Source organism: Saltatorellus ferox, assembly GCA_007751475.1.
GTDB lineage: Bacteria > Planctomycetota > UBA1135 > UBA1135.
Window position 1 is genome coordinate 586804 of sequence record CP036434.1, and the last position, 16284, is coordinate 603087.

At 68.7% G+C, this 16284-nt stretch carries 14 protein-coding genes; 7 read left to right on the forward strand and 7 right to left on the reverse strand.

What is annotated here, in order from left to right; translation table 11 throughout:
- From Poly30_RS02170 to Poly30_RS02190, 6 genes are read right to left on the reverse strand one after another with little or no spacing between them, the layout of a single operon-like run.
- Nucleotides 1-366 carry a hypothetical protein gene (locus Poly30_RS02170; protein WP_145194380.1) on the reverse strand — a complete coding sequence of 122 codons (366 nt, stop codon included), beginning with the start codon at nucleotides 364-366 and terminating at the stop codon, nucleotides 1-3.
- Between the two features lie 49 nt (nucleotides 367-415).
- Nucleotides 416-1513 (reverse strand): hypothetical protein, encoded by a 1098-nt coding sequence (locus Poly30_RS02175; protein WP_145194381.1) that lies wholly within the window; start codon nucleotides 1511-1513, stop codon nucleotides 416-418.
- Nucleotides 1506-2771, reverse strand: coding sequence for a hypothetical protein (locus Poly30_RS02180; protein WP_145194382.1), 1266 nt, complete (start codon nucleotides 2769-2771; stop codon nucleotides 1506-1508). Before Poly30_RS02180 ends, Poly30_RS02175 begins: the two co-directional genes overlap by 8 nt.
- 40 nt (nucleotides 2772-2811) lie before the next feature.
- The gene (gene aroB, locus Poly30_RS02185) at nucleotides 2812-3870 is read right to left on the reverse strand and encodes a 3-dehydroquinate synthase (protein WP_419190859.1); all 1059 of its coding nucleotides are present in this window, start codon (nucleotides 3868-3870) and stop codon (nucleotides 2812-2814) included.
- 26 nt (nucleotides 3871-3896) lie between these two features.
- Nucleotides 3897-5327 (reverse strand): hypothetical protein, encoded by a 1431-nt coding sequence (locus Poly30_RS28055; protein WP_419190860.1) that lies wholly within the window; start codon nucleotides 5325-5327, stop codon nucleotides 3897-3899.
- A 7-nt stretch (nucleotides 5328-5334) separates the two neighbouring features.
- Nucleotides 5335-6096, reverse strand: coding sequence for a gamma-glutamyl-gamma-aminobutyrate hydrolase family protein (locus Poly30_RS02190; RefSeq protein WP_419190861.1), 762 nt, complete (start codon nucleotides 6094-6096; stop codon nucleotides 5335-5337).
- Nucleotides 6097-6222: 126 nt separating this feature from the next.
- Between Poly30_RS02190 and Poly30_RS02195 the strand changes: the two genes are divergently transcribed.
- The 5 genes from Poly30_RS02195 to Poly30_RS02215 all read left to right on the forward strand — a co-directional run bounded on the left by Poly30_RS02195 (nucleotide 6223) and on the right by Poly30_RS02215 (nucleotide 12280).
- Nucleotides 6223-7191, forward strand: coding sequence for a sodium:calcium antiporter (locus tag Poly30_RS02195; protein WP_145194385.1), 969 nt, complete (start codon nucleotides 6223-6225; stop codon nucleotides 7189-7191).
- A 231-nt stretch (nucleotides 7192-7422) separates the two neighbouring features.
- Nucleotides 7423-8184 (forward strand): response regulator transcription factor, encoded by a 762-nt coding sequence (locus Poly30_RS02200; RefSeq protein ID WP_145194386.1) that lies wholly within the window; start codon nucleotides 7423-7425, stop codon nucleotides 8182-8184.
- The gene (locus tag Poly30_RS02205; RefSeq protein WP_145194387.1) at nucleotides 8181-9770 is read left to right on the forward strand and encodes an ATP-binding protein; all 1590 of its coding nucleotides are present in this window, start codon (nucleotides 8181-8183) and stop codon (nucleotides 9768-9770) included. Before Poly30_RS02200 ends, Poly30_RS02205 begins: the two co-directional genes overlap by 4 nt.
- Nucleotides 9771-9808: 38 nt before the next feature.
- On the forward strand, nucleotides 9809-10933 hold the full coding sequence (locus Poly30_RS02210) for an N-acetylmuramoyl-L-alanine amidase family protein (RefSeq protein WP_419190862.1): 1125 nt from the start codon (nucleotides 9809-9811) through the stop codon (nucleotides 10931-10933).
- Between the two features lie 66 nt (nucleotides 10934-10999).
- A complete protein-coding gene (locus Poly30_RS02215; RefSeq protein ID WP_145194389.1) occupies nucleotides 11000-12280 on the forward strand; it encodes a Gfo/Idh/MocA family protein in 1281 nt (426 codons plus the stop codon).
- 14 nt (nucleotides 12281-12294) lie between these two features.
- On the opposite strand, the gene Poly30_RS02220 is transcribed toward Poly30_RS02215, so the two are convergent.
- A complete protein-coding gene (locus Poly30_RS02220) occupies nucleotides 12295-13533 on the reverse strand; it encodes a LeuA family protein (protein ID WP_419190863.1) in 1239 nt (412 codons plus the stop codon).
- A 95-nt stretch (nucleotides 13534-13628) separates the two neighbouring features.
- Between Poly30_RS02220 and Poly30_RS02225 the strand changes: the two genes are divergently transcribed.
- Nucleotides 13629-15011, forward strand: coding sequence for a magnesium transporter (locus tag Poly30_RS02225; RefSeq protein ID WP_145194391.1), 1383 nt, complete (start codon nucleotides 13629-13631; stop codon nucleotides 15009-15011).
- Entirely contained in the window at nucleotides 15011-16204 is a 1194-nt protein-coding gene (locus Poly30_RS02230) for a S26 family signal peptidase (RefSeq protein ID WP_145194392.1), read from the forward strand. Before Poly30_RS02225 ends, Poly30_RS02230 begins: the two co-directional genes overlap by 1 nt.
- Nucleotides 16205-16284 lie beyond the last annotated feature (80 nt).

A 16284-nucleotide genomic window follows, 5' to 3' on the forward strand; every position in this document is an offset into this window, starting at 1 on the left:
TTAGCGCTGCTCGCGACCCGTGATGGCGAGCTGGGCCTCGGGGATCGAGAGGATGAACGCGACGACGGCCATGGCTGCCAGGCGAGCATCCGCGCCATACCCCGCGTGGTCGCGGTTCGGCTGGTCGTAGAAGGCCACCACGAGCTGCGTGGGCTGTTCCTCCTCCAGTCGCACGCGTAGCCCGGTCACGCCGAGGTCGTAGAACCAGCCCGGGGCCTCCGCATCCGGGCCGATGTCGGTGCGCTGGATCCAGGGCTTGCCGTCCGGATCGTGGTAGACCTGGGCCGTTGCGGGGGACGAGACGGCGGACACGAGGAGCGCGGCGATGAGCGCCGCAGGGGAGGCCGCATGGGAGGACAAACGCATGCGTCCAGGCTAACCATCCGGGCCATCCAGCGCTCCGAACGGCGTCTCCTTATCGGAGGATCATCACCAGCGTGGCGACGACCTGAATCGCGAGGAGCCCTGCGCCGAAGCGCATCTCGCGCGCCGCCGTCCCGCGACGGTTGAGCCAGTCCGCGATCCCAAGGGCGCCCGCGGGAACGAGGTACGGCGCGATCGGCGCGAACGCGGCCGAACCGGCGATGACGGGGGCCAGCGCCACCAGGCACCATGGCACTATCCACGCAGGCGCTCGCCGCGTCGACTCCTCTCGGCGCGCGAACAGAAGCTGGTACACGCCGAACAACACCGAAGGCAGTCCGACCGCCAGCGTGACCGCCCAGCGCCAGAGGGCGCCGAAGCTGTAGTCGTCCGCGCCCGCGAGGGCTCGCTGGGCGAGGTGCTCCATGCGCGCCGACTCTGCGCTTCCGCTGAGCCCGATCGCGATGGACATCGAGAGCACCAGCACGACGGCCAGGAACGTGATCTGTCCTTCCTTGCGATAGGCCGGGTGACGAGCGACCGCCCAGGCGACCGCGGGAACGAGGAGCGCCGTTTCCATGTGCAGCATGTACGCGGCGCCGAAGTAGAGGATCGCTCGCCAGTGATAGCCGCGGCGCGTCGTCTGTTCCTGGTGGAAGAGCGACCAGAGGATCAGGGCAGCGCCGAACATGCCCGGGGCGTAGTCCACGGGCGACGTGCCGCCGATCCACGCGAACGGCGTGGCGAACGCGGCGAAGGTCGCGGGGACCGTCGCGGATCGGCGGAAGCCGAGGTTGCGAAGGAACGCGAGCGTGAGCGTGATCGCGCAGCCGAAGGCGATGCCCGCTAGGGTTCGGATCGCATCGGCGGGCGCGAGTCCCGACGCGACTTCCATCGCTCCGCGCCCGAGCGGATACATGAGGCCCTGGGTCAGCACCGTTTCGCCGGAGAGACGCAGGAGCGCTTCGTTCCCGGTGGAGTACGGATGAGCGGCGGGGAGCGCGAGCGCGACCGCGGCCGCCAGCAGCCCGAGCCCGATGTCCTGGATCCGTTCGCGCTGTTCGATCAAGCGCGTGGCGCGGCGCAGGCGGAAGAGGAGCCTGCGGCGACGACCCTGGACGGAAAGCGGCGTGTCCGCGATCTCACTCATACGCGGTGAGGGTGCCCGTTTCGGGATCGAGGGTCCAGGGAAGGCCCAGCGCATTCGGCGCGAGACCGATCGTGCGCCGCGAGGGCGGGGTCATCGGTTCACCGACGAGGTCGACGGGAAGGCCGAAGCGGCGACGGAGCAGGTAGGCGGCCGTGGTCGCGTCTTGGGCCGGCGTCAAGCGGACGTGGTCACCCTCCTCGAAGAGCGCGGGTCGGGCTGCGGCGAGGCCCATCGAATCGGTCGGCGTTTGCAGCCACGGAAGCGCGGCGATCAGGGCCGCGTGGAGGACGGCGAGGGCCCCTGCGACCCTGAACGCGTTGTCGGGCCGGGCGAAGCGGGCGAGGGCGCCTGCAACGAGCGCTGCGTACGCGGGCAGGAGCATCGGCGAGGCGGGTCCCTTGCCTGACACGGAGGAGAAGATGGAGACGGCCAGCGCCACGCCCCACCACACGCCGAGCCAGGTGGGTGGAGGCTCCTCCTCGCGCGATCCTCTCCACGCGAGAACGGTGGGTACGATCAGGCCGCCGAAGCCGAGAAGAGCGTCGGTGCGGCGAAGCACCTGGCCCGCGGAGGCTGCCATGAGATCCGGCGCGGTGATGGCCGCGAGGAAGCCAGCGCCGATCACGGGGAGCATCGCGGTGATGCCACCGCGCGCACGCGCCGCGAACAGGAGCGGGACGATCAGCGCGAGGTTGAACGGATGGAGCAGGACGGCGATCAAGAAGGCGAGCGCGAGCCGAATCCCGTACCCGCGGTTCCCTGCGCGTCCCGGGTCCGACGGCGCGAAAGCCATCGCCAGGACGACCGAGCTTCCGAGGACGCCCGCGGTGAAGTCGGAGGGCAGTCGCCCATGCAGGACGGCGATCGGCGTGAAGAGCGAGACCAGCGCGGTGACGAGCGCGAGTCGCGGTCCGATGCCGAGCCAGCGCAGCGCCACACCGAGCACCGGCAGGGAGAGGCCGAAGCCGAGCGCGGACAGGAGGTACCACGCGGATTCGATCCCGATGCCGAGCCCGCCGATCCAGCCTGCCAGCGCATGCAGAGGATGCACGGCGAGCCGATCGCGGGCGGCCGCGAACGTGGTGGGCTCCATGGCGAGCGGCGCCAGGACGGGGGTGCCGAAGGCGAGAACCGCCAGCCCGATCGAGGTGATCCACCAGGCGGCGGCGGGCACGGGCTGGTCGCGCCAGTCCGACTGCGCCACGGCCTCGAGGATGTCTTCGCGGGGGAAGAGGTTGCCGTCCTGGGCGATATCCATGGTGCTGAGTGTAGGGACTGGAGCGCGACGGAGTCGGCGATCACGCGAGTAGATCTCGGAGCTCCTCCTCGGCGATCATCACTCCCAGCTCGATGTCGCCCGGGCCGCGCATCAGCACGAACTCGGGAGCGCCGACGCGCCCCTTCTTGTCGTGCCCGAGGCCTTCGATCAGCGCGTTCGCGGTGAGCGCCGCTCCGAGCGAGTAGCGGCTTCGCAGCTCTTCCAGGTCCGCGGGCAAGCCGAAGGCGCTCAGCAGTCTCCCGATGCGCTCCCCGAGGTCCGTGGAGCTGGCGTACACCCGCTCCGAAGCGCTCGCCGCCAGCTGCAGCCCGACCGCCACCGCAATCCCGTGCGGCACGCGGCCATAGCCCGCGGCGTGCTCGATCGCATGGGCGAAGGTGTGCCCGAGGTTCAGCGAGCGCCGTGCGCCGCGCTCCTCCGGGTCCGACACCACCACGCGAGCCTTCGTCGTCACGCAGCGCGCGACCGTATCCGAGAGGGCCGTCACGGCTCTCGCCCCGAGGTCCCGGCTGATCGACTCCAGCTGCGCGAGCGCCGGCTCTCCTTCGATCAACGCCGTCTTGATCACCTCGCCGAGTCCGCTCTGATACTCGGCCTCGCTCAGCGTCCCGAGAAGCCCCGTATCGCAGAAGACGGCGTGCGGCTGGTGGAACGTGCCGGCCAGGTTCTTGCCCGCCGCCAGGTTGATCGCCGTCTTGCCGCCCACCGACGCGTCGACCTGGGCGAGGAGCGTCGTCGGGACCTGGATGACCCTCAGGCCGCGCTTGAAGAGCGAGGCCGCCATCCCCGTGAGGTCACCGACCGTTCCTCCGCCGTAGGCCACGAGGATGGAGCTGCGGGAGAGCGAAGAGGCCGCGCAGAAGTCCAGCACCTCCTCCAGCACGCCGAGCGTCTTGATGCTCTCGCCGCCGTCGAACTCCAGCATCGGCGCGTCGACGCCGTGGCGGCGTAGATCGCCGTGCAGCGCGCACACCTCTCGGTCCGACACCACGGCCACGCGGTCCGCGCCGGCGGTGGCTGCGGCGATTCCTTGCAGAACGCCCTCGCCGACGTGGACGTCGTAGGGGGCGTTCGGCACGGCCACATGGACTCGTGTTGCCTGGGTCAAGCGGGGGTGACTCGCTTCTCTCCCTCGCGGCGCGCGCGCTTGCGACGCAGCATGTCCTCGTAGAGCGCAGCGGACTTCCGCTTGTCGGAGCGCAGCAGGAAGTAGATCAACCCGATCAAGCCGATCGTCAGGCCCAGCACGCCGTAGGCGAACCAGGCGATCGACGGGTCCGCCTGGGGCGTGAACACCTCGACCGAGTGCATGATGAAGAGCGGCGTGCGCGCGGGTTCGCCCTGGGACGTGGTGTAGACCTCGTTCCGGAAGAAGTAGCCCTTCGCCATCACGTAGCGGTTGGCGTCGTCCATGGCGCCGCGCAGCATGTCGGTGCGCTTGAAGGGACCCTGCCAGTGCACGACGTGGGCGGGCTTCTTCCAGAGGATGTTGCCGATCCAGCCGTCCGTGTAGTCCTCGATGCGCAGCGGGTTGTCACCGGCGCCGAGGGCGTTGGCGTCCATGTTGATGCTGACCGGGACGCGGAAGGGCTTTCCACGGTAGGCGTCGCCGTCGTCGTAGATCGCGCGCAGCATCTCGCTGTCGAGTTCAGGAGCGGCGTCCCAGTCCGTGTCGTCGCCGACCATGAGCGCCTTGCCCATGAGTTCCCACTTCGCCTGCGCGAACTCGGACTTGTCGCGCACGTCGCCGATGGTGTCGTCGACCACCGCTTCGAGGCTCGGCGTTTCTCTGGCGATCTCCTCGGACATCTTCGGCGTCGACGCGGCGGCCTTCGCGCCTACGATCAGCGGGCCGGTCACCGCCTGCGCGACGTCCTCGCCCTGCGCACCATCTGGGTCGAGCGTCGTGCGGTGGAGCCCGTAGAACAGGCCTTCCACGCGGAGGTAGTCGCCCGGTTCGATCAGGCGCTTGCCGCCGGGCTGGACGGGCGCGTTCGCGACGAGGAAGTACACCACCTCGCCCGAGAGCATGCGCATCGAGCCCATCCAGTCGTTGCCGATTCCGTTCGCGCGCGGGCGCTCGTTGGCTTCGAGGATGACGCCGCGGGCGCGGTAGGGCTCGAGCCGATGCGTGGCCGGGTCCGCGAGGAGCGCGGCGATTCCAGCGGAGTCGAGGTCGCGCAGGCCCATCGCCTCGAGCGCGACCGGCGTCTGCAGCCGCGCGTAGTCGAAGACGACCTTGAGCGGCTCCGTTTGCAGGAGTTCCTGGTCGGCCTCGGTCGCATCCTTGATCTCGGCGAGGACATCGGTCCGATCGAACGGGATGAGCTGGATGTCCTGGGCCTCGAGTTCGCGGCTCGGCGCCGCCCCCGCGAGCTCCGAATCCGCCTCCGCGCGCTTCTTGCTCGCGTTGCTCGCCGAGTAGAGGTACAGGCCACCGACCAGGGCCGCGAAGATGGCGAGTCCGATGATCCGGTTGCGATCGCGCTGCGCGAGGCGAGCCGCCTCTTCCTTGGAGATTCGAGTGTGCTTCATGGTGTGTTCAGGAGGCCGCCTGGCTTGCCGCGTCGATGAAGGCGCAAACGAGCGCGAGGGCGCCCGGCTCGTCCGGGAGGAGCGCCGGAGAGAGCTCCGGGTGCCACTGGACGCCGACCGCAAAGGTGTGGCCGGGGTGCTCGATGGCTTCCACGAGGTTCTCCTCGTCCACCGCCGAGACAATCCAAGGGGGCGGGACCGTTCGGAGCGCTTGATGATGTCGGGAGACCACGGGGAACGGCCCTAGACCGGATGCGTTCGCCAGTTTCGTTCCCTCTCGGGCCCGGACGGTGTGAATCGCGCTGTCGGCGTGGGAAATGGCCCTCCCGGGCGTCTCGGAGGGCAGATCCTGGTACATCGTCGCACCCCCGGAGACGCCGAGGCACTGCATCCCGAAGCAGATTCCGAGGGTGGGGAGGTCGCGCCGGAGGGCCGCACGGGTCAGCGCAAGGTCGTAGTGCTGCTTGCCCAGGGGCGTGACCACGGCGGCCGGATGGGTCTGACCCAGGCCGAGGGGGCCCGCGTGGAAGTCGTCGCCCCCCGTGAGCAGCAGGCCGTCGACGCGGCCCAGGAGTTCGTCGAGTTCCTCGTCCATGGCGGCGAGATCGTCGGGGGTGGGGTCGTTCGGGGCGAGCCTGGCCGCGAGCGCCACCGGTATCCCCCCACCCGCGCGAACGTAGTCCACGTAGCGCTGGCGGAGGCGCAGCATGGGGTCTTCGGCGTGGTAGAGGCCGTTGATGGCGATGAGGGGGCGCTTCTTGGGTGGCATGGGTCCCGGCATTATGCGCTTTCAGGGCGTGGCCGAGGTCGCGGCGTGCTCGGATCGGCCGGAACTCGGGTGGGCAGGCTGCTGGCGGTCGCTAACCTGCTGGTCTCTTCTCCTCCCCAGCCATCCATGCTCCTCGACGCACTAGCTCTCCTCGCCGGTTTCTTCCTCCTCGCCAAGGGTGCCGATGCCCTCGTGGAGGGAGCGGGCACGATCGCGACGAAGCTCGGGATGGATCCCTGGGTGGTCGGACTCACCATCGTGGCGTGGGGGACCTCGCTGCCCGAGGTGGTGGTCTCCACGCTGGCGGCCCAGGAGGGCCGGCCCGGCGCCGCGCTCGGCAACGTCCTCGGTTCGAACGTGGCCAACGCGGGTCTGGTCCTCGGCGTCGTCGGCCTGATCCTGCCGCGGGCGCTCGTCGGCCGTCTCGCGCTGCGCGAGAGCCTGCCGCTGCTCGCCTCCATCGGCGTGCTCTGGTATGTGCTCCGTGACGATGTTCTCTCACGAACCGAGGCGATCTCGCTCACGGTCCTCTTCCTCGCCTACACGTTCGAACTCATCTTCATGCGAGGTCGCGGTAAGCAGTCGCCGCCCGCCGTCATCGACGCGAGCGAGCTGCACAAGCCGCACCCATGGCTCCGCGTTCTGGCGGGCTCCGCCGCGATCGCGTTCGGCGCCCAGTTCGTGCTCACCGGTGCGTTCGGAATCGCCGAGGTTCTCGGCCTGAAGGAAGGCTTCGTGGGTCTCGTGATCCTGGCCCTCGGAACCTCGTTGCCCGAACTCGCCGCTGGCATCGTCAGCGCCCGCCAGGGCAAGACCGAGATCGGCCTCGGCAACATCGTGGGCAGCAACGTCTTCAATACCCTCGCCGTGATAGGAATCGCGGGCATGGTGGCGCCGTTCGGCGTGCCGGGCGACGTCCAGGACGGGTGGCCCCTCGCCGCGCGAGAAGCCCTCAGCCGCGATCTCCCGGTCAATCTCGCCTTCGCGCTGTTCCTCGTGCTGGGTCCACCGCTCTTCCGCGGCCGAGCGGCCCGCCCGAGAGCCGCAGTGCTGCTCGCTGCCTGGGTCGGCTACGTGATCTGGATCGGCCTCTGAGACTCTCCGCCATCGGCGATCAGCTGCCAGGCGCGGCGATCATCACCACCGGTGCTGAGCCCTATCGCCGTAGCGACGGGGTGGCCGTCGTCCCTGCGGCCTGGCTGACGTCTCGAGGATCCGAGCCCGACACGCTCTCTCCGAACTTCCGGACCTCCACATGAGAGGACTCTGAGTGGTCTCTGAGTGATCTCTGGGGCCTCCGCCGCCTCAGTCGATAAGCTCCTCCGCATGCGAGTGCTCGTCGTCGAAGACTATGGCCCGATCCGGGGTGCCGTCGTGACGGCCCTCCGGGACGAGGGTTGGAACGTGGAACTGGCGGCGGACGGAACCGACGCGTTCACCCGGATCCAGGGCGAGACTCCGTATGACCTCGTCGTTCTGGACCTCATGATCCCCGGCATGGACGGGCTGACGGTCCTGCGCTCGATGAGGGACAAGGGGATCGACTCGCACGTGCTGATCCTGACCGCGCGCGACGCGATCGAGTCGCGGGTTCAGGCCCTGGATCTGGGGGCGGACGACTACCTCACGAAGCCGTTTGCGATGGAGGAGCTGGTCGCCCGCTCGCGTGCGCTCCTGCGACGCCACTACGCGAAGAAGTCGCCCGTGATCCAGGTTGGGCCACTCAGCGTGCGGACCTCCGATCACCGCGTCACGCTCCACGACCAGCCCATCGAACTCACGGCGCGCGAGTACACCCTTCTCGAGTACATGATGTTCCGCGCAGGTGACCTGGTCCGTCGCGACGAGCTGCATACGGATCTGTACGGGGACGCGGACGGCACCGCGTCGAGCAATGTCGTGGACGTGTACGTGGGCTACCTGCGCAAGAAGCTGGAAGCCGACGGGACCCCGCGTCTTCTTCACACCCGGCGAGGGGAGGGGTACATCCTCGAGTTCCGCGAAGGCGGCGACTCCGGAGCCCAGAGTTTGGGGGCCCAGAATGCGGAGGCCCAAAATTCGGGAGCGAAGGGTCAGGAACTCGCTTGAAAGCGCAAGGGAGCATCCAGCGCTGGTTGACGATGATGGTGCTCGTCGCCGTGGCGCTCAGCGTCGGCATGGCCGGCCTCTTCGCGGCGCGGACGCTACGGGCGCGCATCGTCTCCGAAGCAGAGTCCTCGCTCGAGTCCGTGCTTCGCCTCGGCGCCACCCGCATGTGCGCGGAAGCGCGGCAGGTGAACCTCACGGATCGCGTCTTCTTCAGCGACCGGGAGCTCAGCGGCATGGACGAGTTCCTCTGGCTCGTCAAGGGCTCCCGGGGTGCTCCGGGCTCCCAGGGTTTTCAGGGCGCTCCGGGTTCTGCAGCTGACGCAGGCGTCGAGGAGCTGGCCCGGTCCGATGGATTTCCCTTCGACGGGCTCATCGCTCCGCTGGCGGACACCTCGTTTCCCGCGGAACCGATGGTCCGCTTCGTGGTCGGGCAAGATGCGGACGGACAGCCGTATCGGATGGCCATGCTCGCGATCACGCCGGCACTTGACCGGCCGCCAACCCGGTCCGAAGATCGCAGCCCCGGCATGGGGCAGCGGCCCCAGCGCGGAGGCGACCGCGGTCGCCCCGGCGCAGGACCTGGACGAGGAGGTCCCGGTGGCCCGGGCGGCGGTCCGCGTTTCGCGCCGGACGAACACTTTCAGATCTACGTCGCCAGATCGATACGCGAAGAAAGAGCCATCCTGGAGAGTCTCCTTCGAACGCTCCTCGCGGCAGGGGCGGTCGCCGTGGGCCTTTCCGCGCTGATCGTTCCCTGGACCGTTCGGCGCGGCCTGCGTCCAGTGCGTGCGATCTCGAAGAAGATCAGCGACGTGGACGAAACGCGGCTCGATCGGGCCCTCGAGATCGACGCGATCCCGGTGGAACTCGCGCCGATCGTGCAGTCCTTCGAGGGCGTCCGCGAGCACCTCGCTGCCGCCTTCGCGCGCGAGGGCCGATTCACTTCGAACGCAGCCCACGAGCTGCGCACGCCGCTCGCGGGTCTGCGAGCGTCGATGGAGGTGGCGCTCCGCCGGCAACGGACCAGCGATCAGTACCGCGCGACCATCGACGAGTGCCTCCAGATCACCTGTTCGATGCAGGGCATGGTGGAGTCGCTGCTGCTGCTCGCCAAGGGCGGGCATCCATCACGCGGCGCCGAAGCCGTCGACGTCGAGGGGTGCCTACGGAGAGCATTCGCCGCGAGCGCGGGGGAACTTGCGGAGCAGCGGCTCACGGTCCAATGGGGCAACGTCACCGACCCGGTCGTGAGCTGCGTGGCCGCCCTGGCCGAGCGCGCCTTGAGCAATATCGTCGCGAACGCCGTGCAGTATGCGGTCCCGGGTAGCGTCATCACGGTGGCGTTCGACGAGGCTCCAGATGAACTCGGTCTTCGCCTCGTCAACCGCTGCGAGGGACTGGCGCATGACACCGCAGAGCGCGCGTTCGAGCCGCTCTGGCGAGGCGATACCGTGCGTACGGACGCCAGCCTCCATGCGGGCCTCGGGCTCTCGATCGTCCAGCAGTGCGTCGAGGCGATCGGAGGTTCGGTTTCGGTATGCACCGAGTGCGACCGCTTCGAATTGAGCCTCTCGCTGCCTCGATAGCGCCCGGTTCTCGCGTGATTGCGTACGCTGGGACGATCATGGCATTCCAAGGTGCGCCTCTTCGTTCCGTCTTCGGCCTGGCTTCCGTGCTCGGGCTCGCCTTGTTCGCGACGTCGAGCGTCGGTACGGCCGTGGTGGCTTCCGGTCCACCGGGCGGCCCGCGAGGGACACCGGTGCGCGTGATGATCGATCCTGGGCATGGCGGAGCCGCGCCCGGCGCTGCCGCCAACGGGATCGTCGAGAAGGACATCAATCTGACGGTCGCTCTCCGCCTCCGCGAACTGCTCGAACTCGACACGCTCGACACCTCGGGCGGCGGCGAGTGGGACGTTCGCATGACGCGGGAGACCGACGTCACGGTGTCGTTGACGGAGCGTTCCACGATGGCGAACGCGTGGCCAGCGGACCGCTTCCTTTCGATCCACCACAACGGCTTCACGGATCCTGCGGCGGACGGGACGATCACGTTCTCGTTCGCGAACGGGACCACGAGCGCGGCGCTGAGGGACGTGATCCACCAGGAGATCGTCGCGGCGCTCGGCCTCGACGATCGTGGCACGGCAGCCGCCAACTTCCACGTGCTGCGCGAGACGACGATGCCCGCGGTGCTCACCGAAGCCGGCTTCCTGACGAGCCCGAGCGACGCCGCGATCTTGATGATGCCCGCCTCGATCGAGGCCCAGGCCCGGGCCGAGATGTACGGCCTCCAGCGTCATTACGGCCACGCTCCCTACCTTCCGACGGACGGCCCCACGACCTACTGCACGGCGAAGGTCGCGTCCCCGGGCTGCGTTCCGTCGATCGGTTCGACCGGAACGGCCTCGCTGTCTTCCAGCGACCTGGTCGTCTACTGCACGGACGTGGTCAGCGAGCAGTTCGGCCTCTTGATCTGGGGGCGAGCCGAGCTGAACCTGCCGCTCAACGGCGGCACGCTCTGCGTTGGCAACGGCCTGCGGCGAACGCCGGTTCAGTTCTCGTATGGCCTCGGCGGTGGAAACTGCTCGGGGCGCCTGGAGCTGGCGATGGACAGCGCGTTCCTGAACTCGAGCGGCATGCTCGCGGGCGAGGATATCTTCTGTCAGTGGTGGTTCCGAGATCCCGCGCTCTACCCGAACCCGCCGGTCGGGTTGTCGGACGGTCTGCGGTTCCGCGTCGTCCCCTGACGGCTGGCAGTGGGGCCCCTTGCCGCCCCGCGCGCCAGCTTCGATCCCATGGGGTATCGTGGCGCCATGAATCACGGACTCCCGAAGCTCGATCGACGACAGCTCCTGGCGGCAGGGGCGGCCCTGGCAGCCGCGCCGCTCTCCTACTCGTTGCCTGTCCGCGGACAGCGCGCCCCTTCCGACCCGGTGCGCCTTGGCGTCATCGGGTACGGGATCCGCGGGCGCAACCTGCTCAAGTCATCCTTCCTTCCGAACGACGGTTTCCGGGTCACCGCGGTCTGCGACGTGGATGAGACGCGGCGACTCGTTGGGAAGGCCCTCGTGGACGAGCGCTACGGGGACGATGCGTGCGCGGTGGAGAGCGAGCACGGTGCGCTGATCGCGCGCGACGACGTCGACGCGGTGGTCATCGCGACGCCGGATCACTGGCACACCCATCAGATTCTCGATGCTTGCGCGGCCGGAAAGGATGCGTACTGCGAAAAGCCCCTGACGCTCACGCTCCGCGAGTCCCAGATCGTCATCGATGCGGTCCGGAAGGCCGGCATCGTGTTCCAGACGGGAAGCCAGCAGCGCAGCGAGTACGAGCACCGTTTCGTGAAGGCGGCGGAGGCCGTGCGGGCCGGACGGATCGGCCGCGTGCTCAGCGTGCACGTCGGGGTGGGGGATGCGCCGGTCCCCTGCGACCTGCCGACGGAGGAGATGGAGCCAGGGCTCGACTGGGATCGCTGGCTAGGGCCGGCTCCGATGCGCGGCTACAACGAGATCCTGAGCCCCCGCGGCCTCCACGGTCACTATCCGCTCTGGCGGAAGTATCGCGAGTACGCGGGCGGAGGGCTCGCGGACATGGGCGCCCACCATTTCGATATCGCGCAGTGGGCGCTAGAGATGGACGACTCGGGCCCGGTGAAGGTCGTTCCGCCCCGGGATCCTTCGTCCAAGCGCGGCGCGACGCTCGTCTACGCGAACGGTGTCCGGCTGATCCACGGTGGACCGCACGGCGCGACGTTCATCGGCGAGGACGGGATGATCGCGGTCGATCGCGGGCGGATCTCCAGCATCCCGGGGGACATTCTGGAGTGGGAGCCCGAGTCCGAGGCGGATCGCCTTCCGCGCAACACGGGGCACGCGGCGAACTGGCTGGACAGGATCCGCGACCGCGGCGTGCCGATCTGCTCCGCCGAGGTCGGGGCCCGAAGCGCCGCGATCTGCCACCTCATGAACATCGCCTACATCCATCGGCAGGAACTCGACTGGGATCCGGTGAACTGGCGCTTCGAAGGGAACGACGAGGCCAACGCGTGGCTCGACTACGAGCGACGCGAGGGCTACGGCCTGCCGGGCTAAAGGTCCGCTGACGTTCAGCTGGCGGCGGCCGCGACCACCTCGGCATCCGACAGGTTGTGCTTCGAGCGCTTCGCGACTTCCAGAACGCGCTGGATCCTCTCGTCCGTCGCCTCCACTCCGTTCTTCTCCAGCACCCAGGAGACGTTCGACTTCCCGCTCATCGGGCCGACCAGGATCTTCTGCTCCAGGCCGAACATGCCCGCGGGCACGCCCGAGTAGACGCGGTCCGCCAGCCAGGCGTCACCCTTCCTGAAGGCCTTGACGACAGCGGCCGCGTGGACCCCCGTCGCCGTTTCGAACGCGTCGCTCCCGAACACCGGGTAGTTGTCGGGGAAGGGGATGCCGATCGCGTCCGAGGCCTTCTGGACGTAGGTGCCCAGCGCCGTCAGATCGCGGTCGATCCAGTGCGTCAGCGCGAGGTTCACGATGAGCAGGTCCATCTCGGTGTTGCCAGCGCGTTCGCCGATGCCGAGGGCCGTGCCATGGATCCGCGTGGCGCCCGCTTCTATCGCGACGAGCGCGTTGATGAGACCGAGGCCACGGTCGCGGTGGCCGTGCCAGTCGATGCCGACGTCGACGCCTTTCTCCTCGGCGATGCCCTTGACGAAGCGGATGAGCTTCCGTACGCCCGTGGGCGAGGCGTGCCCGCACGTATCGCAGATGCAGAGCCGGGTCGCCCCCGCGTCGATCGCGGCTCCATAGAGAGCCCGCAGCGTCTCTGGGTTGGCGCGCGTCGTGTCCTCGGTCACGAACATGACCGGCATCTCCTCCTTGACGGCGAAGGCGACGGCCTCGCTGGAGAGCTGGACCATCTTCTCGACCTCCCAGTTCTCCGTGTAGAAGCGGATGGGGCTCGATCCGATGAAGGCGCAGATCTCGACCGGGGCGCCGACCTTCTGCTGGATCTCGGCCGCCGGCTCGATGTCGCCGATCATGGTCCGGCACGCGACGTTCGGCGTGATGCTGAGGCCCCTCATCTCGGTCGCCAGGCCCAGGATGTGGTCCCGGGCACGCTCGCCGGCGCCCGGCAGCCCGATGTTGGCCGTGTTGATGCCAAGCTGGTCCATCAGGTGGACCAGCTCGATCTTGGTCCCGAGGTCAGGGTCCAGGGCGCTGGGGCTCTGAAGGCCGTCCCGGAGGGTCTCGTCGTTCAGCTGGATCTCGGACGTCCACCCCGTCGACTCCTCGTTCCAGTCGTGGATGAGCCCTTCGCGCTCAGCCGTCACGTCACTGTTCCCGTTCACTTGTGTCATGTTCTTCGCCTCGCTCTCGGGGAGTATCCCCATTGCGCGCTATCAACGCTCACGCCGTTCACTATCTTAGCCCCGAGCCCCGTCGAGTACCCGCCATGACCGCCCCTGATTCGAGCCTGGAAGCGGCAGAAGCCACATTCCGTGAAGTCCTGGGCGAATCCCTCGCCCGGGCGGCCGTTCTACTGGCGGACGTTCACCCGGCGGACGCGACGGAATGGCTCCGCGACACGGACGAGGAGGACCGCCATCGGGTCTTCGGCGCCCTTTCGGCCGAGATCCAGGCCGGGATCCTCGAGTACGCGGACGAGAGCTTCACCCAGGACCTCGTCGCGCGTCTTGATGCGAGGCATCTCCGGGCGGTGCTGGAGCAGCTCCCTTCGGACGAGGCCGCGGACGTGCTCATCGAGGCCGACGACCGCGTGGCCAACGACGCCCTCGACCGGATGGCGCCCGAGATGGCCCAGGAGCTCCGCGACCTTCTGCGCTACCAGCCCGACTCCGCAGGCGGCGTCATGGCGACCGAGTTTGTCGACGCGTCCGTTGGCCAGCGGATCGGCGACGTCGTCAAGGAGGTTCGCAAGGAGGGGGAGGACGCGGAGGCCGATCTCGGCGTCTTCGTCCTCGACGACGCGGGCCGCCCCATCGGATTCCTCTCCGACCGGGCGCTCCTGACCCACTCGATTCACACGCCCGTGGACGAGGTGATGGTCGAGCCCTTCGTGATCTCGGTGCTGGACGACCAGGAGATCGCGGCGCAGACGATCGCCAAGTATGGCCTCGATTCGCTGGCCGTCGTGGACGCCGACGGCGCGATGCTGGGCGTGATCTCCGCCGAGGACGCGGCGGACATTCTCGAGGACGAGGTCAGCGAGGACTTCGCGCGCCTCACGGGCACCGGCTCCGAGGGCCAGCAAACGCGCCTTCCGATCCTCGTTCGCGTCCGCCAGCGGATGCCGCTCATGGGCCTCACCGTCGCCGGCGGCCTCCTCAGCGCCAAGGTCCTGGCGCTCGCGCTCGGGTCCGCCTCCGCCCATGGTTCCGGCGCGCCCGCGACCGGCGAGGCGATCCTCCGCTACATCCCGCTCATCGTCGGACTCGCGGGCAACGTCGGCATCCAGTCCTCGACGATCTTCGTGCGCGGCTTCGCAACGGGCGAGGTCGACCCCGATCGCGAGTGGAGCGTCTTTCGCACGGAATGGTGCGTCGGCGCGATCATCGGATTTCTCTGCGGAACCGCGACGTGGCTCACCGCGAGCTTCCTGGAAGCGGCCACGTCCCCGGGGCTCGGCGTCGCCGTCGGCATCGCCGTGATGACGGCGATCGCATGGGCCGCGTTCCTCGGCGGGGTCGTCCCGATCGCGTGCAGGCGCATGGGGATCGACCCGGCGATCGTGGCGGGCCCGTTCTTGATCGCGCTCTCGGATCTCTCCGGATCGGTCATCTACATCCTCGTTGCTCGCGCGATCGCGCTGCCCTGATGCGGAGACGAGGCCTTGCGCGGCGAATGCTCGGCGTCGCGATCGGAACCAGCGCCATTCTGGGAGTGGCGGCGATCGTCAGCCGCTCCGCCGTCGGCTGGGTCTACCCGATCGGATCGGGCTCGATGGAGCGCACGCTCATGACCGGCGAGTCGGTGTTCCTGCGCTATGGAACCGACGTCGAGAATCGCTTCGACATCGTGGCCTTCCGCGACCTCGGCGGCGGCGCTTCCATCAAGCGCACCTGGGGCCTTCCGGGGGAGAGCTTCGCGATCAATCTCTCCGGCGACGTTCGCATCAACGGCGAGTTCCTCCCGGACGCGCCGGGGCGGCCGGCCCCGACGGTCATCTTCGACTCGCGGCTCCAGGCGATCGACGAGCACTGGCGGCACGGCGGCACCGCCTTCGATCCCTGGACCCGCGAGCCACCGCCGGCCGCCGGCGAATCGGAGATCTGGACCCTCGACGGAACGGTGGTCGACCGGGGTTCCGACCTCGGACTCCTCCGCTTCCAGGACCGGGTGACGGACGGGTACCTCACCGAGGAGGGCGAGTACGTGCACGGGCCCAACGTCGTCCAGGACGTCATCGTCGAGTTCGAGGTGCAGGTGCTGAGCACCGGCGGATACCTCCGGATTCAGCTCTCGGAGCAGAACGATCTGTTCGAGGTCAACGTGCTCATGTACGAGGCCGAGGAGGATTACCGCGCCCTGGTGCGGCGGATCGTACCCCAGCGTTTCGATCGGGCCGGGCGGACGAGCTTCGGCATTCCGCGCGCGCCCGTTCCGATCGGCGAGTGGGTGCCCATGCGGCTAGCGAACATCGACAACCGGATCTCGCTGACGATCGGTGAGATGACGTTCCAGTACGACTACGACGCCAACACGCCGCGCCGGGATCCGTCGACCGGGCGGGACGCGCCGTTCAGCGCCGGGCCGCGCGCCAAGCTGGGAGCCTGCGGCCTGCCCGCGCGCTTCCGCAACCTCCGGGTCCTGCGGGACGTTCACGTGGTGCCTCGCGGACGCTTCGGTGTCGGGACCGCGATCACGCTCAAGACGAACGAGATCTTCTTGCTGGGGGACAACTCCCAGAACAGCCGCGACAGTCGCGAGCGCGGTCCGATCAAGGTGGAACAGGTGCTCGGGACGGCCCGGGCGGTGGTTTTGCCCCTGGGACACTTCCGGCGCCTCTGATCGAGACATGGACCCAGCCGTGTCGTCCGCCGGAATTGCCGCTCTTTTCGCGGAACGCGACCGATGTTGATGGGTTCCCC

Coding starts and splice junctions, on each gene's coding strand:
- Poly30_RS02170 (WP_145194380.1), bottom strand. CDS start 366: ATGCGTTTGTCCTCCCATGCGGCCTCCCCTGCGGCGCTCATCGCCGCG.
- Poly30_RS02175 (WP_145194381.1), bottom strand. CDS start 1,513: ATGAGTGAGATCGCGGACACGCCGCTTTCCGTCCAGGGTCGTCGCCGC.
- Poly30_RS02180 (WP_145194382.1), bottom strand. CDS start 2,771: ATGGATATCGCCCAGGACGGCAACCTCTTCCCCCGCGAAGACATCCTC.
- Poly30_RS28055 (WP_419190860.1), bottom strand. CDS start 5,327: ATGAAGCACACTCGAATCTCCAAGGAAGAGGCGGCTCGCCTCGCGCAG.
- Poly30_RS02190 (WP_419190861.1), bottom strand. CDS start 6,096: ATGCCACCCAAGAAGCGCCCCCTCATCGCCATCAACGGCCTCTACCAC.
- Poly30_RS02195 (WP_145194385.1), top strand. CDS start 6,223: ATGCTCCTCGACGCACTAGCTCTCCTCGCCGGTTTCTTCCTCCTCGCC.
- Poly30_RS02200 (WP_145194386.1), top strand. CDS start 7,423: ATGCGAGTGCTCGTCGTCGAAGACTATGGCCCGATCCGGGGTGCCGTC.
- Poly30_RS02210 (WP_419190862.1), top strand. CDS start 9,809: ATGGCATTCCAAGGTGCGCCTCTTCGTTCCGTCTTCGGCCTGGCTTCC.
- Poly30_RS02215 (WP_145194389.1), top strand. CDS start 11,000: ATGAATCACGGACTCCCGAAGCTCGATCGACGACAGCTCCTGGCGGCA.
- Poly30_RS02220 (WP_419190863.1), bottom strand. CDS start 13,533: ATGACACAAGTGAACGGGAACAGTGACGTGACGGCTGAGCGCGAAGGG.
- Poly30_RS02225 (WP_145194391.1), top strand. CDS start 13,629: ATGACCGCCCCTGATTCGAGCCTGGAAGCGGCAGAAGCCACATTCCGT.
- Poly30_RS02230 (WP_145194392.1), top strand. CDS start 15,011: ATGCGGAGACGAGGCCTTGCGCGGCGAATGCTCGGCGTCGCGATCGGA.